13 protein-coding genes are annotated in these 15,792 nt (G+C 26.6%); 8 read left to right on the forward strand and 5 right to left on the reverse strand.

Annotated elements, in window-relative coordinates:
• Window positions 1–101 precede the first annotated feature (101 nt).
• Window positions 102–2,165: an LTA synthase family protein gene (locus tag ABUA17_RS13305; RefSeq protein ID WP_055291644.1), complete on the reverse strand. Its 2,064-nt coding sequence runs from the start codon at window positions 2,163–2,165 to the stop codon at window positions 102–104.
• Window positions 2,166–2,412: 247 nt separating this feature from the next.
• On the opposite strand from ABUA17_RS13305, the gene ABUA17_RS13310 reads away from it, so the two are divergent.
• The gene (locus tag ABUA17_RS13310) at window positions 2,413–2,913 is read left to right on the forward strand and encodes a DedA family protein (RefSeq protein ID WP_042398009.1); all 501 of its coding nucleotides are present in this window, start codon (window positions 2,413–2,415) and stop codon (window positions 2,911–2,913) included.
• Between the two features lie 136 nt (window positions 2,914–3,049).
• Here ABUA17_RS13310 and ABUA17_RS13315 read toward each other — a convergent pair whose 3' ends face one another.
• Window positions 3,050–4,834: an ABC transporter ATP-binding protein gene (locus tag ABUA17_RS13315; protein ID WP_042398012.1), complete on the reverse strand. Its 1,785-nt coding sequence runs from the start codon at window positions 4,832–4,834 to the stop codon at window positions 3,050–3,052.
• Window positions 4,835–6,577: an ABC transporter ATP-binding protein gene (locus ABUA17_RS13320; RefSeq protein WP_055291643.1), complete on the reverse strand. Its 1,743-nt coding sequence runs from the start codon at window positions 6,575–6,577 to the stop codon at window positions 4,835–4,837.
• A 149-nt stretch (window positions 6,578–6,726) separates the two neighbouring features.
• On the opposite strand from ABUA17_RS13320, the gene ABUA17_RS13325 reads away from it, so the two are divergent.
• The 4 genes from ABUA17_RS13325 to ABUA17_RS13340 all read left to right on the forward strand — a co-directional run bounded on the left by ABUA17_RS13325 (window position 6,727) and on the right by ABUA17_RS13340 (window position 11,396).
• Window positions 6,727–7,569: an AraC family transcriptional regulator gene (locus tag ABUA17_RS13325; protein WP_042398016.1), complete on the forward strand. Its 843-nt coding sequence runs from the start codon at window positions 6,727–6,729 to the stop codon at window positions 7,567–7,569.
• 215 nt (window positions 7,570–7,784) lie between these two features.
• Window positions 7,785–8,525, forward strand: coding sequence for a hypothetical protein (locus tag ABUA17_RS13330; RefSeq protein WP_042398019.1), 741 nt, complete (start codon window positions 7,785–7,787; stop codon window positions 8,523–8,525).
• A gap of 30 nt (window positions 8,526–8,555) precedes the next feature.
• Complete coding sequence (locus ABUA17_RS13335) at window positions 8,556–10,250, forward strand: vWA domain-containing protein (RefSeq protein ID WP_288161051.1); 1,695 nt, start codon at window positions 8,556–8,558, stop codon at window positions 10,248–10,250.
• Window positions 10,251–10,268: 18 nt separating this feature from the next.
• Window positions 10,269–11,396 (forward strand): toxic anion resistance protein, encoded by a 1,128-nt coding sequence (locus tag ABUA17_RS13340; RefSeq protein WP_042398022.1) that lies wholly within the window; start codon window positions 10,269–10,271, stop codon window positions 11,394–11,396.
• A gap of 119 nt (window positions 11,397–11,515) precedes the next feature.
• On the opposite strand, the gene ABUA17_RS13345 is transcribed toward ABUA17_RS13340, so the two are convergent.
• Window positions 11,516–12,157, reverse strand: coding sequence for a glycerol-3-phosphate acyltransferase (locus ABUA17_RS13345; RefSeq protein WP_052330654.1), 642 nt, complete (start codon window positions 12,155–12,157; stop codon window positions 11,516–11,518).
• Window positions 12,158–12,159: 2 nt separating this feature from the next.
• On the reverse strand, window positions 12,160–13,278 hold the full coding sequence (locus tag ABUA17_RS13350; protein ID WP_055291641.1) for an MGDG synthase family glycosyltransferase: 1,119 nt from the start codon (window positions 13,276–13,278) through the stop codon (window positions 12,160–12,162).
• 140 nt (window positions 13,279–13,418) lie between these two features.
• Here ABUA17_RS13350 and ABUA17_RS13355 point away from each other — a divergent pair, with 140 nt between their 5' ends.
• Genes ABUA17_RS13355 through ABUA17_RS13365 form a run of 3 tightly spaced genes read left to right on the forward strand, consistent with a single transcriptional unit; the run spans window position 13,419 to window position 15,674 of the window.
• The gene (locus ABUA17_RS13355; protein WP_055275514.1) at window positions 13,419–14,090 is read left to right on the forward strand and encodes a response regulator transcription factor; all 672 of its coding nucleotides are present in this window, start codon (window positions 13,419–13,421) and stop codon (window positions 14,088–14,090) included.
• Entirely contained in the window at window positions 14,087–15,097 is a 1,011-nt protein-coding gene (locus ABUA17_RS13360) for a sensor histidine kinase (protein WP_055291640.1), read from the forward strand. Before ABUA17_RS13355 ends, ABUA17_RS13360 begins: the two co-directional genes overlap by 4 nt.
• Before the next feature lie 22 nt (window positions 15,098–15,119).
• Window positions 15,120–15,674 (forward strand): GNAT family N-acetyltransferase, encoded by a 555-nt coding sequence (locus ABUA17_RS13365; RefSeq protein WP_042398031.1) that lies wholly within the window; start codon window positions 15,120–15,122, stop codon window positions 15,672–15,674.
• Window positions 15,675–15,792 lie beyond the last annotated feature (118 nt).

A 15,792-nucleotide genomic window follows, 5' to 3' on the forward strand; every position in this document is an offset into this window, starting at 1 on the left:
TTCCAAATCTACCAACTAATCATACAAAAAAAGAGTAGATAGATTTGTTTTTTACACAAATCTATCTACTCTCCCTATTTTGATACATCCCTAAAATTATATTATTGAACTTCAATTACATCTCCATCATCAACTGTATAAGTAAAAGTATTTGTAGAACCTAATTTTCCACCACCACTAGTACGTTGAGTTACAACGATTGATGAATCAGGTTCTAAGGTAATATTTTGTGCCATTAATGTGTTTTCATCAACAAAAACAGTTTTTGTATATTGCTCATTGATATAAATTTTACTGTATTTATTGAAGTTTTCACCTTTTACTATTAAGTTACCATCTTCTTCATAAACATTAGTTATAGTAATATCATAAGTACCCATCTTTAAATCTGTAGCTATAAATGGATTTTCACCACCGTAAATATATTTTTCACCATATAGCATATCATATTGTAATAATTTTAAATCAGATAGGTAATCTTCTGAATCTTTAAATTGGTTGTGGAATTTAGTTAAAACACCACTATCAATATTTAAGCTGTCTAATACTGAAGCTGTTAATTGGTAAGCTGTTAAATCTTCATCTTCTCTTTCAAGATCAAAGTTACTCCATACAACATATTCAGTTTGGAATATAGAACCATTATCTAAATCTTCATCTTTAAATCCAAGAGTAGGTAAATGATCCCCAAATAATACTAATACAGTATCTTCATCTCTTTGAGAAAGAGCTTCTGTTAATTGACCTATAAATTGGTCTACTTCGTAAAGTTGATTTATATAGTAAGTAAATGCATTAGTAGTTCCTTCATCAGGTAAACCACCAACTGTAATTATTGGATTTTCTAATACTTGCTCTTTAGGATAATCACCATGGGCTTGTACAGAAATTGTATAAACGAAATCTGAACCATCTGTAGAGTCAAGCGATTTTAATATTTCATCAGTTAAATAAAAGTCTTTTGCCCAATCCTTTGCAGTAAATTCTTCAACTTCCATATATTCTAATGAAGTAAAAGTATCAAATCCTAATTGTGAAAATACAAAATTTCTATTATAGAATGTACCTTTATTATTATGAATAGCATGAGTTGAATAACCTAAATCTTTTAAGTCATAATTTATACTTTCAGCAGTACTTTCTTGAAGAATAGTTTTATAAGGATATTCACCAGGTCCAAAGAACTTTAGGCTCATTCCAGTAAGAACTTCAAATTCAGTATTTGCTGTACCAGCACCAACAGATGGAACTGTTACGTATCCAGATGGATAGTTTTCCATAAGACTTCTAAAGTTAGGAACTGGATCTTGAGAAAATTCTAAAAAATTCACTAGTGTTGGATCAAAGAATGATTCTAATTGCACCATAACTATATTAGGTTTTTTCTCAGTTTCATCTTGATTTAATCCACCTTCAGTACTAGCTAATAAAATATCATCATTATTAGTTTCAGTTGTAGTAGCAACATTAGTTGTATCTTTAGTAGTAATTAAATCCGAAATAGCTGCCATTTTTTCTTCTGAGTAATCATTAGGTTTATCAATACCTGTGTTAAATAAAGTATTTGCAAAACAATAAGGAAAACCATAATCTAAATATGCAAATGCAATATTACCAAAATAAGAAGATATAACATTTGTAGTTATTGCAAGCTTAGTTGATCCAAATAAAATTGTCCATGCTGCAGCAACAATTAAAATATTTCTTTTATAATTAATTTTTTCTTTAAATTTTGGTCCTTTGAAAAATAAAATTACAATTCCTATTACTAATACTATTAAGAAAACACTAATTAAGCTTGTCATGAAAGGAGATAAGTATTTAGAAATAATACCTAGTCCAAATTCTGCAAGAGTTAAGTCAGTTGCTGTAAATGGTGTAACTCTATTACTTAATATAATACCATTTGTCACACCAAAACCAATCCAAATAGTTGTAATTAATGTGAAGAAGAAAGTTCTTCTCTTAAATAATAGTACTATTGATAAAGTTGATAAAATAATTAATGAATTATATAAAAATACTAATGGAGAACCAAAGATATATCCAAAAGTATCTAGTAGGTTTCTTCTACTACAAAGCTCAATAATAAAGTTAATAATTAATGGAGCAAATAAAAATTTCAAAAATGAGCGTTTCGACTGCTCGGTAAAAGAAAGTTTCATATAAAAATCCCCCTATGATTGTTTTAAAGTTAAATATTTGTAAAAAAAAGTTAATTTACTATTAAATCATAGATTATTATACAACTAATATATAAATATTCCAACAACGTGAAATCGATAACATAAAATAATTAAGAAAAAATTTATAATTACAGTTCAAAATAAAATATTCTAAGTATATATGGTAGAAAGTTAACATATTAATATAATAATTATTTAAAAACTCCAATAAAGAGGAGAGTATGTAATGGGGACTAGCATTGTATTAGAGTATTTTTCTAAATATGGACTTATTTTTTTATTTATAGTTATTTTTTTAGAACATCTAAATTGTCCAGGTGTTCCTGCTACAGTAGTTATGCCTACAATAGGAGCTTTTGTAGCAGAAACAAAAAATAGTTTATTTCTAGTAATTTTAATATCTATAGCTGCTGCTGTGTTTGGAAGTATAGCTTTTTATATCATAGGTTATTACATAGGAACTCCGATTCTAGAATGGTTTAATAAAAAAGCACCTAAAACCGAAAAATATACTAAAGAGATATTAAGCTATTCTAAAAAGTATGGTAATAAAGCGGTTTTTATTTGTAGATTAATACCGGTAATAAGAACATTAATATCATTAGTATCAGGAGTTGTTCGAACAGATTTTTGGGGGTTTGTATTATACTCATCACTCGGAATTAGCATATGGAATACCGTTTTGATATCCTTTGGATATTTTGGAGTAAAATTAATAATACACTGATTTAGTTAAGAGTTAATAGTTAATAGTTAAGAGTTAAGGTAGAAACTCCTTATGGAGTTTCTAAAATGTATTTCTCCTAAATTCAGCTCAAGCTAAATTTATTCATTAACTATTAACTTATCACTATTAACTATCTTTAAATTGCTTCTTTTAAAAGAGCATATTGTGATTGATAAAGGTTGTAATAATGTCCTTTTAATGACATTAATTCATCATGAGTACCACATTCAACAATACGTCCGTCATCTATATACATTATTCTTGAAGAATTTTTAATTGTAGATAATCTATGAGCAATTATAAAGGAAGTTCTTCCTTTTAATAATTCATCTAATCCTTTTTGAAGCAGAAGTTCTGTTTGAGTATCTATACTAGAAGTTGCTTCATCTAATATTAGGATTCTAGGATTAGCTAGTAATGCTCTTGCAAATGATATAAGTTGTCTTTGGCCAACAGAAAGCCTTGAACCTCTTTCATTAACTTCAGTGTAATATCCATTTTCAAATTCCATTATAAATTCATGAGCCTGTACTATTTTAGCAGCTTCAATAACTTCTTCATCAGTTGCATCAAGCTTACCATAACGAATATTATCCATTATAGTTCCGGAGAAGATAAATGAATCTTGAAGCATAATACCCATTTGTTGTCTAAGAGATTTTAAAGTTACGTCTTTAATATTAATACCATCAATTAAAATTTCACCTTCATTAATATCATAAAATCTGCTTATTAAGCTTACAATAGTACTTTTACCTGCTCCAGTAGGCCCAACTAGAGCTATAGATTCACCACTATTAATGTTCATATCAATATTTTTTAATATAGGATTATCTTCTTCATACATAAAAGTTACATTTTTAAATTCAACATGACCTTCAATTGAAGGAAGAATCTTTGCATTAGGTTCATCATGTATTAATGGTTTTTCATCCATTGTTTCGAAGATTCTTTCTAAATAAGCCATAGCATTTATTATTGTATTATAAAAGTTACCTATATTAGTTATAGGAGCCCAAAATCTCCACACATATCCGATAAATGCTACTAGTACCCCTACCTTGATTGATGAATCAAATATTAAAATACCAAATAAATAAATTAAAGAAATAGAAGCAACCGAAATAATATCTATAGATGGCCAAACCAAGAAATTTAATTTAACTGAATCAATCCAAGAATCACTATATTGTTTACAAACATCCTCATAAATTTTCATATTTTCTTCTTCACGAGAAAATGATTGTGTTACTTTAATTCCATTTATACTTTCATGTACATAGGCATTCATATTAGATTGTTTAGAACTTAGTTTTTGATTAGCAAGTCTTTGTGCTTTTTTTAGAGACATCATAACAGCAATTAAAACTGGTAAAGCAATTAAGCTAACTAATGCAAGTTTATAATCTAAACAAAACATAAATATAATAGTAATTAAAAGAGTTACAGTATCAGCAATTAAATTAACAAATCCATTAGACAATAAATCGCTTAATGAATTAATATAATTCACAACTCTTACTAAAATCTTTCCGTGAGGTCTACTATCGTAATAACTAAATGGAAGAGTTTGCAAATTAACAAATAAATCATTTCTCATATCTACAAGAATATCTTGTCCAACCTCACCCATTGTAAGTATACGTTGCTTCATAAAAGCACTAACTAATATAAGTGATAATGCATAAATGAGTGATAAAATTATTAAATTTATTAGATTACCAGATGGTATAATATCATCTAAAGCTATTTTTATTAAGTAGGGCCCAAGAAGTGAAACAAAGCTTGAAATTAACATTAATACAACTGATATAGTAATTTTATTTTTATATGGTTTCATATACTTTGTAAGTCTCTTAAGATGAGAGAAGTTAAAACCTTCTTGTAACTCTTCATCAATATCATATTTATTTCTAGCCATTTATATTACCTCCTTAGATAAATTAAAGTCTCCAAACTGAGTCTTATATACTTCATAGTAGTATCCTTTATTATTAACTAATGAATCATGTGTGCCACTTTCAATAATTCGACCATTATCAAGAACTAATATTAAATCAGCAGACTTAACGGAAGATATTCTGTGAGCAATTATAAAATTAGTTCTATTTGGATTATTTAAATTAACTTCTTTTTGAATTTTAAATTCTGTTTCCATATCAACAGCAGAGGTTGTATCATCCAAGATTAATATTGAAGGATTAGTTATTAAGGCTCTAGCTAAAGATATTCTTTGTCTTTGTCCACCTGATAAACCTACACCTCTTTCACCAATAATTGTGTCATAACCTTCAGGCATTTCAGAGATAAATCCATGTGCTTCTGAAAGCTTAGCAATATCTTTAACTTTATCTAGAGATACTGATGGGTTACCATAAGCTATATTACCTTCAATGGTATCTGAAAATAAAAATATATCCTGCATTGCCATTCCTATTGAAGATCTCAATTGCTTGATATCTATATTCTTTATTGGTGTATAATCAATTAAAACTTCACCTTCTGTTGCATCATAAAATCTACAAATTAAATTTACTAAAGTAGATTTACCAGCTCCAGTAGGCCCTATTATTCCAATAGTTTGTCCACACTTAGCTTCAAAAGAAACATTTTTTAGGGCTGCAGTATCTCCATAGTTGAAAGAAACGTTATCAAATAAAATATCACCATGAATTCTTTCTGATTTAACAGGAGCCTTAGAGTTTTTAATATTTGATTCTGTATTTAATAATTCCCTTATTTTAATTGAAGAAGCTATGAATCTTTCTGTATCATTAATTAAATATCCAGCCATTCTCATAGGGTTATTTAATGCCCAAAGTAATCCATTAAATATGACTAAATCACCTAATGTCATAGATTTATTAATTACTAAAATACCTCCAACCAGTATCATTATTATTGATAAAAAGCTTGATAAGTATTCTAATACAGGCATATATTTACCTATAATTTTGGTAGTATCCATATTTTTTTCTTTATAATTCAAATTTTCTTTATTAAATTTTTCTATTTCATAATCTTCTCTACTAAAGGCTTTTACAACTCTATTACCACTTATATTTTCTTGAGTAACAGAATTAAGCCTTGAATAAGCTTCTCTTATATTATAAAAAGTAGGAGAAATTTGAACTCCCATTTTTATAGTTATTATTGCAATTATAGGACAAATAGCAAGCATAAATAGAGTTAAAGGGAGACTTACAATAGCCATTGAAATAATTGCAAATATAAATACGCTTAAATTTGATAAAATATTATATACAACCCATGCTATAAAATGACGAAGTGCATCGGTATCACCAGTCATTCTAGCCATAATATCACCAGTTTTGGTATTATTATAATAGTCAAAATCTAATTTTAATAATTTAGAATATAAATCTTTACGAATATTAAGAAGTATGTCTTGTGATACTCTTTCAAAAATCATTTGATACGTATAAGTAAGTATTCCTTTTATTACAACAACAACTAGCATAATGATTAGAATAGGAATTAATATATTCTTTTCATTTCCTTTTAAAACCCTATCAACTATATCTCCAGCTAGGAAAGGATTAATCATACTTAATAGTGAAGTTATTAATACTAAAATTAATGCAATACTGTATTTGGGAATGTGGTATTTTAAATACCCAATTATCCATTTTAAACTTTCCATAACAGTTACCTCCGTTTTTATTCAATATAATTTCCTTATATAGATTATAATTTTAGGTATAAAAATGAAATGTGATATCTTAAACTATTGATGTATATTATTATATAAAGTTATAATTATAATGAAGTTTATGAGACAAGGAGAAAGAAATGTTTGAATGGGGTAGAGGAACAGAGGAATATAATCCAGAAGTATTATTTGCTTTTCAAGCAAGTTTAAATGGAAGTGATAATCATTGGGAATTTAAGTATCACTGTCATGATTTTTTAGAGTTGTCAATAGTAACATCTGGAGTAGCTGACTATTGTATTGATGGTAATAATTATACGATAAAAAAAGGGGAAGTATTAATTTCAAATCCAGGATTATATCATATGGAGACACCTGGTGAGTATTCTAAATATACTCAATTGCACATAGGTGTTCATAATTTTAAATTGAGTGATATAAGAGAGAATTACATAGATAATAAAGGAGTAGGCCCTGTAATAAAATTAAAAAAATATGAAAATGAATTTTTAAAGTGCTGTGATGAAATTATTAAAGAGGAAAAAATGAAAAGGGTGGGATATCCATTAGTACTTAAATCTTTAGTAATGAAATTGTTGATTATTTTATGTAGGGAATTTGAAAGCGAAGAAAAGCAGGAAGATGAATATAATTGTTCATTTCAATCATCTGAAAAACAAAATATAGTTAGGGAAATTATTGATTATATGAATGAAAATTATATGTGTGATATTTCATTGGACAAGATATCTAAGAATATGTATTTAAGTCCTGTTTATATTTCAAAGATATTTAAGGAAGAGATTGGAGATTCTCCAATAAATCATTTAATTAAAATAAGATTATCAAAAGCAGAAGATTTACTAAAAGATAAAAGTATTCCTATTAAAGTGGTAGCTCAAAGAGTTGGATATAATGATGCGTATCATTTTAGTAAATTATTTAAAAAGTATTACGGGATATCTCCATCTGCATTTAGATAAAAAATTAAGTTCTATATTAAGGTTGAATATAAGTTAAGCCTTAATATAGGACTTTTTTGTTTTTAGATAAGCATATTTATAAAAATTATAAATATTATTTGAAATCATAAAGAGGGCAATTATTTTTAGAGTAGAGTTTTTTTATAAAAATAAATATTCACGCATAAAAGAGAATATATTTTAATATAAAAAACGAAAAAAAGAGGTGTTGCAATTTGAAGGTTAAAAGAATAAGTTCATTACTAGGATTGAATATTGCAATTGTAATGCTTAATATTATTATTTTTTCACCAGGATTATTTAATATTAAAATAGATTTTATTAATATATTTCAAACATCAATAGGTATAACAATAATCATAATGAGCTTTATTATTTTCATTATTGGAAATTACAAAATATTAATAAAAGAAGATAATGAAATTGATATTTCTAAATTAGATGATAGTGAGGATTACATAGAAGCATTAAAGGAGAATAGCAGTAAAAGAGTTTTTTCAAAGGATATTGATATTTTATTAGAACAAATAGAAAGAATGGACAAAAAGCAAGAAAAAATAGATGATATACTATTGCAAAAATTTACTGTAAATGAAATGAGTTATATAAAATTTAAAAAGACAATAACTGAAGTAAGAGATGTTTTTTATATAAATATAAAGAGTGTTATCAATAAAATAAATATTTTTGATGAACAAGAATATGAAAAAATAAAAAAGGACATTAAAAATGGGAAACTTAATGGAAAAATAGAAGAGCAGAAAAAAGATATGTTTGATGAATATATATTTTTTGTGAAAGATTCTATAGAAGATAATGAGGAGATTTTATTGAAATTAGATAAATTTCTTTTTGAGTTATCAAAATTTAATAGTTTAGAAGATGGAGAGTTAGAAAATATGAGTGCAATTAAGGATGTTGATGAATTAATTAATAAAATAAAATTTTATAAGTAGATAAATAAAAGAAGTAGGGGGTATGGATTAGTGGGTGGTAAGAAAAGTGGAAAACTTGCAGGTATTTTGATAGTTATGGCTATTGTAATTTTTGGATTAGTTTATGGCGGAATAACTTTAACTAAAAATTGGGGAAAAAGTAAAGAAGCTATATCTGAAGAAAATGCAACTGATAAGTTGAATAAGATTTGTAAAGATATTGATATTAATGAAATAGAACCTAGAAAAGCAGCCATAGATTTAGGCGTTGAGGATGTAAAAGATACTATTCCGGATATTGAAAAGTATCCAGCACAAGTTGAGAATACTACTGACACTTATATTGAAATATTTTCTACAGGTGAGAAAACTGGTACTGGAAAGGATAGTTGGTTAATAGATGTAGCTAATGATTTTAATGAGGCAGGAATAGAAGTGAATGGGAAAACTGTTTCAGTTAAGATAAGGCAAGTAGCATCAGGGCTTGGAATGGATTATATAGTTTCAGAGAAATATTTACCAGATGCGTATAATCCATCAAATGAGCTATGGGGAGAAATGGTAAAAGCCAATGGCAAGACAATTGAATTATATGATGAAAAAATGGTTGGAAATGTGGCTGGCATTATTATGTCTAAGGAAAAGTATGATGATTTAATAGAAAAGTATGGTTCAATTAACTTGAAGAATGTTACAGAGGCTGTTGCTAATGGAGAAATAAATATGGGATATACAAATCCATTTGCAAGTGCAACAGGATTAAATTTTTTAGTATCAACATTAAGCACATTTGATTCAAGTGATCCATTAAGTGAAAAAGCAATTGAGGGCTTTAATGAATTTCAAACTAATATACCATTAGTAGCATATACAACACTTCAATTAAGAAATTCTGCTGAATCAGGTATTTTAGATGGATTTATTATGGAATATCAAACATATATAAATTCACCAGAATTAAAAGCAGATTATGTATTTACACCATTTGGGTATAGACATGATAGTCCATTATATGCAGTTGGAAATTTATCTGAAGAAAAGAAAGAAATATTAAATAGATTCATTGAATTTTATAAAGGAGAAAAATATCAAGATTTAGCTACAGAATATGGATTTAATAACTTAGAAGATTATAAATGTGAAATTGGAGAGTTAGAAGGAGATGTAATAATACAGGCTCAAAAGCTATGGAAGGAAAACAAAAATAGTAATAAGCCTATAGCTGCAGTTTTTGTGGCAGATGTGTCTGGAAGCATGGAGGGTGAACCATTAAATGAGCTAAAAAAATCATTGTTGAATGGATCACAATATATAGGAGAAGAAAATTCTATAGGGTTAGTAACTTATTCAAATGATGTTAATATTAATCTTCCTATAGGAAAGTTCGATTTAAATCAAAGATCACTATTTACTGGAGCTGTACAAGATATGGATGCTGGAGGAGGAACAGCAACATTTGATGGAATTGCTGTAGCTGTTAAAATGCTTTTAGAAGAAAAGGAAAAGAATCCAGATACTAAGTTAATGCTTTTTGTATTAAGTGATGGTGAAACTAATATTGGACATTCTTTAGAAGATATAAAAGAAATCCTAGAAGCAGTTGAAATACCAGTTCATACTATTGGATATAATGCAAATATTAAGGCGTTAGAAAATATTTCTGCAATTAATGAGGCAACAAGTATTAATGCAGATTCTGATGATGTTATTTATAAGTTAGGAAGTTTATTTAATGCAGAGATGTAGAGAAATAGGGGGGAGAACATGGGATTTTCAATGAATGTATGTGATACCGAAGAAATTAAAAATGAGGTTATAGAAGCTGTAAAGCCAGAAAAAGAAGAAGTAAAAAAGTTAAAAGTATTAAGCGATAATAATGTAGAAGCAGTTATGAATTTAGATATGGATTCATTAGAGGATAGAAAGTTGATTTTAAAATCAATTGATGAATTTGGGTTAGATACTATGCAAAAATCATCTCAAAAAAACGCCTTATTAGAAGTAAGTATAAAAAATCTATCTAAAATGGGAGATGAAGGAGGAGAAGTTGCTATTGGGTTAACAGAATTACAAAGGGCAATGAAAGATCTTGATCCAAGTATGATAGACTTCACAAAAAAAGGATTTTTCGGAAGGGTTGCAAATCCAATACGTACTTATTTTGATAAGTATCAAAAAGCTGATAATGTTATTAATGATATCATGGAATCTTTGGAAAAAGGTAAGATAACCTTAAAAAATGATAATACTACTTTGGAAATAGAAGAGTTATCTATGAGGGATTTAACAAAAAAGTTAGCTAAAGAAATAGAAATGGGAATAATGATGGATGAGGAGATTTCAGATGCCTTAAATAAAGCAAAAGTTAATAATGATGATCCGGATAGAATTAGTTTTGTTTCGGAGGAGATATTATTTCCTTTAAGGCAAAGAATTATGGATATGCAGCAAATGATAGTTGTTAATCAGCAAGGGATAATAGCAATTGAAGTTATAAGAAGAAATAATAAAGAGCTTATAAGAGGTGTTGATAGAGCTAAAAATGTAACTATATCTGCTTTGAGAACTGCAACAATAGTTGCTAGTGCACTATATAATCAAAAAATAGTTTTGAAAAAGATAGATTTATTAAATAAAACTACAAATGATTTAATTAGCGGAACATCAAAAATGCTTAAGGAGCAAGGAGCAGAAATTCAAAGGCAATCAATTGAATCTAATATTTCTGTAGATACTTTAAAATCTGCCTTTTCTGATACTTTAGAGGCATTAAATGCAATTAGTTCATATAAACAAGAAGCATTACCAAGGCTTAAAGAAACTATAAGTCAATTTAAGGAGTTAGCTGATTTAGGAGAAAAGCAGATTTCTAAATTAGAAAAAAGTGAATAGTATAGAGTTATAAATTAATTATCTTAAGTTAATGTAATGAAAGAATGAGTAGCAAATTTAGTAATCAAAATATCTAAATCTGCTACTCATTATTTTATAGAAAAATTATATAGTTATTACTAAGTAATTTGATTATGATAAAGAATTTTTTTACAGTATTTATTAAATAATGAGATTGTTATATCACCGTCATTTCTATTTACCCTATGCTTATGCCCGAGAATTATTGATGATAAAAATACTATTAATTTAATATGAATACTGGAATTAGAAGCAAATACTAGTATATCTAAAAATAAAATACTAACTAAAATAACACTAGAGTTTGGTTTAATAGTTAAAATAAATTTAAAAAATATTAATATGAGTGCAAATATTAATGCAACATAACTTATAGGATATAATGCTAAAAATGAACCAAATGTAGATGCAATAGCCTTTCCACCTTGAAATTTTAAAAATGGTGAATAAGCATGCCCTAAAATTGGCGAAATTGCAATAAAAATAATTGCTATGTTACTTGTATAAAAATAATTAATAGAAATAAAAACAGGAATAAAAGCTTTAAATAAATCTAAAATTATACATAGTATTCCTAAAGGTATTCCACAATATTTAATAACATTTCCTGAACCAGGATTCATATCATCTGATATTTTTCTTATATCAATGCCTTTAACTAATTTAGGAATTAAATAAGAATACATAATAGATCCTGATAAAAAAGATAAAATAATTAATAAAATATCTCTAAAAAACAAGGTTATTCCCTCCTATGATTTGCTTGTTTTATTAGAAAGTTAGCAATATCATCAGCCGTATTTAAGTTAATATTTTTCTTTTGTGCTTGAATAATAGAATTGCATAATGAATCGTCAGTTAATAAAGATTTACACAGAGATAAAGTTTCATTTACTGAATTAGAAGCTAGTGCCATCCCATGACTTTTAAAAAAATTACAATTAGCAGATTCTACGCCAGGAATTGGGTTTATCATTATAATAGGTAAATTTTTGGTCATTGCTTCTGTTGTGGTCAATCCACCAGGTTTAGTAATTAAAATATCACTTGCATCCATTAATAAATCAATAGAATCTGTAAAAGATAATATATTAATATTTTTATTTAGTTTTACTTTATTAAATTCTTTAAATAATTCTTCATTATGTCCACAAATAACCGTAACCTGAATGTTAGGTAGTTTATCAGATAAGATTCTGGTACTTTCAAGTATATTGCCTGCACCCATACTGCCACCCATTAATAATATATGTTTCATATTAGGATCAAGGTTTAGTTCTTTTTTTGCAGCAACTTTAGATTTGTGTTGTTTAAATTTGGAGTGTACTGGTAATCCAAAGCTCAGAAGTTTATTTTTATCTATTCCCTTACTAATAAATTCATTAATTAAATCTTTGTGAGGAATAAAAAAATAATCTAAATTTGTTTCTTCCCAAAAAGGTGCACAGGTATAATCAGTTATAATAGCAGCAGTAATGGAGTTAAATGGATATTTATTTTTTAAATAAGAAATTGTTTGGGCACAAAATATATGAGTGCAAATAATTATATCTGGATTTTCAGAAGTAATAACATTATATATTTTATTTGCATAAAGAGAATTTAAAATGTAAATTATAGATTTTATCTTAGGGTTACTAATTTTTACGCCCGCTTTATAAAGTGATCCAAAAAATCTAGGACTATGTTTTACTATGCTAACATAAGAATTTTCTACTTTTTTAGATGTGTTTTTTCCTGCAAAGCTTAAGGTATCTATTTCTACAGTCTTAATATTTAAGTTATCAAGTGCATTACAAATTGCTTTTCCAGCAGAAGCATGTCCGGCACCTGTGTTTGTATACAAAATAAGTGCTTTCATAATAGTTTCACCCCATCTTTAAATTAATATAAAAGAAAAAGTATAATAAATATTTTAACATAGAAATTAATTTATAAATATAATAATTGTGCTTTGCTAGAAATTATGGATATAATTATGAAAAAGGGGTGGTTTTATAAATGAATAATAAAATTTTTATTATAGAAGATGAAGAGAAAATAAGGTTAGAGTTAAGTACATTTTTAAATAGATATGGTTATGAAACAAGTTATTCCACAGATTTTGAAAATATAGTTGATATTTCCCTGAAGGAGGAGCCAGATATAATATTGTTAGATATTAATTTACCGTATTATGATGGTTATTATATATGCAGAGAAATAAGAAGGAAATCTAATGTTCCAATAATAGTAGTTACAAGTAGAAATAGTGAAGTAGATGAGCTTATGAGTATGAATTTAGGTGCAGATGATTTTATAACTAAGCCTTATAATACTCAAATTTTACTTGCTAGGATTGCATCAATTATTCGAAGAACATATCAAAATTTAGATAGTGAAGTTTTCGAATTTAAGGGTTTAAAATATAACATGTCTACTAGTGAAATGACATTTGATAATAAAAAGTGTGAGTTAACAAAAAATGAAAGTAAAATTCTTTTTACATTAATGAAAAATAAAGAGAGGATTGTTTCGAGAAATGATTTAATGAAAGCTTTGTGGCAGGATGATGAATTTGTAGATGATAATACTTTGACTGTTAATATTAATAGGTTAAGAAAAAAATTAGAAGAAATAGGTGCTGTTGATTATATTCAAACAAAGAGGGGACAGGGGTATATTTTAATATGAGCTTTATAGAATATTTTAAAGATAAAGTTATATTTATAATAATTAATATAATTGTTTTAGTTATTACATCTTATTTATTGTTTGGATTAAATGTATCTTCCTATGCAATTTTTATAATATGTATTTTGAATTTTTTAGCCAGTATATCTTTTTTTATTTATGATTGTTTAAGAAAAAGTAAGTATTATAGTAGTTTATTAAAGAGATTAGATGAATTGGATAAAAAGTATTTTATTGGTGATGTTGCTACTGAAGAAGATTTTTTAGAGGGTAAAATTTTATTTGAAATTATAAGTCAAGCAACAAAATCAATGAAGGATGATATAAGTGAATCTATTAGAAATAGCAATGATTATAAAGAATATATAGAGCTTTGGGTACATGAAATAAAAACTCCTATAGCAACTTGTAAATTACTTATTGAAAATAATGATAATGAAGTTACTGAAAGTATAGGAGAAGAGGTAACAAAGGTTGAGGATTATATAGAACAGGTTTTATTTTATGCAAGAAGCAATGCAGTAGAAAAAGATTATTTGATTAAAGAAATTAATTTAAAGAAATCTATTAATGCTGTAATTAGAAAAAATGCTAATACTTTAATTGAAAAACGGGTTAAAGTTGATATTAGGAATGTTGATAAAATAGTATCCTGTGATAGTAAATGGATAGAATTTATTTTAGGTCAAATAGTAAGTAATAGTATTAAATATATGGATAAGAAAGAAAGTGTTTTAAAAATATATAGTGAAAATATGGGGAATGATGTTCTTTTAAAAATATGTGATAATGGAATTGGAATGGATGAAAAGTCTGTAATTAAAGCTTTTGAAAAAGGGTATACAGGTAAAAATGGTAGAAAATTTGTAAAATCTACTGGTATGGGATTGTATTTGTGCAAAAAGCTTTGTGAAAAGTTAGGACTAGGTATAAATATTAAATCAAAGGAAAATGAAGGAACAGAGGTAACTATATTATTGCCTATAAATGATATGATGAAATTTTAGTGCTAAAAGGGAGAGTAAGTTTATGAAGAGTATTGAAACAGAAAGATTAATATTAAGAAAATGGTGTAAAGATGATTATTTAGATATGTATGACTATGGTAGTGATGATAGAGTAGGACCTAATGCAGGGTGGCCTGTACATAAAACTATAGAAGATAGTAAAGAAATAGTTGATATGTTTATAGATGGTGATGAAGAATACGCAGTAGTTTTAAAAAGTGAAAGTAAAGTTATCGGTGGAGTAGGGTTACATTATAAAAAGATTGATAAAAATATGCAAGGTGGAAATGTACGTGAAATAGGATATGTTTTAAATCCTAAATATTGGGGAAATGAATATATTCCTGAAGCTGTTAAAGCATTAATAAAATATGGATTTGAAGAATTAAATTTAGATTTAATTTGGTGTGGTCATTTTGATTATAATTTTAAATCTAAAAGAGTAATTGAAAAATGTGGATTTAATTTTAAGTTTGAAAAGATAAGGGAACTACCGTTATTAGATAATAAAGAAGTTAATGAATTATATTATAATATTTTAAAAGAAGAGTATTTTGATAAAATAAAATTAATGTAGAAAAAATGTTTTTATATCTATGCCTCAGGTAAAATATGTATATTTTACCTGAGGCATATTTTATTAAGGAATTATTAAGAAAATTTAAAATATATAGTAAGATTTTATAGATATAATA

The organism is Clostridium sp. RTP31139st1_H3_RTP31139_211217 (assembly GCF_040227035.1).
Classification (GTDB): domain Bacteria; phylum Bacillota; class Clostridia; order Clostridiales; family Clostridiaceae; genus Clostridium; species Clostridium saudiense.

Excerpts from the sequence above, each read along its gene's own strand:
- ABUA17_RS13305 (WP_055291644.1), bottom strand. The coding sequence starts at position 2,165 with ATGAAACTTTCTTTTACCGAGCAGTCGAAACGCTCATTTTTGAAATTT.
- ABUA17_RS13310 (WP_042398009.1), top strand. The coding sequence starts at position 2,413 with ATGGGGACTAGCATTGTATTAGAGTATTTTTCTAAATATGGACTTATT.
- ABUA17_RS13315 (WP_042398012.1), bottom strand. The coding sequence starts at position 4,834 with ATGGCTAGAAATAAATATGATATTGATGAAGAGTTACAAGAAGGTTTT.
- ABUA17_RS13320 (WP_055291643.1), bottom strand. The coding sequence starts at position 6,577 with ATGGAAAGTTTAAAATGGATAATTGGGTATTTAAAATACCACATTCCC.
- ABUA17_RS13325 (WP_042398016.1), top strand. The coding sequence starts at position 6,727 with ATGTTTGAATGGGGTAGAGGAACAGAGGAATATAATCCAGAAGTATTA.
- ABUA17_RS13340 (WP_042398022.1), top strand. The coding sequence starts at position 10,269 with ATGGGATTTTCAATGAATGTATGTGATACCGAAGAAATTAAAAATGAG.
- ABUA17_RS13350 (WP_055291641.1), bottom strand. The coding sequence starts at position 13,278 with ATGAAAGCACTTATTTTGTATACAAACACAGGTGCCGGACATGCTTCT.
- ABUA17_RS13355 (WP_055275514.1), top strand. The coding sequence starts at position 13,419 with ATGAATAATAAAATTTTTATTATAGAAGATGAAGAGAAAATAAGGTTA.
- ABUA17_RS13360 (WP_055291640.1), top strand. The coding sequence starts at position 14,087 with ATGAGCTTTATAGAATATTTTAAAGATAAAGTTATATTTATAATAATT.
- ABUA17_RS13365 (WP_042398031.1), top strand. The coding sequence starts at position 15,120 with ATGAAGAGTATTGAAACAGAAAGATTAATATTAAGAAAATGGTGTAAA.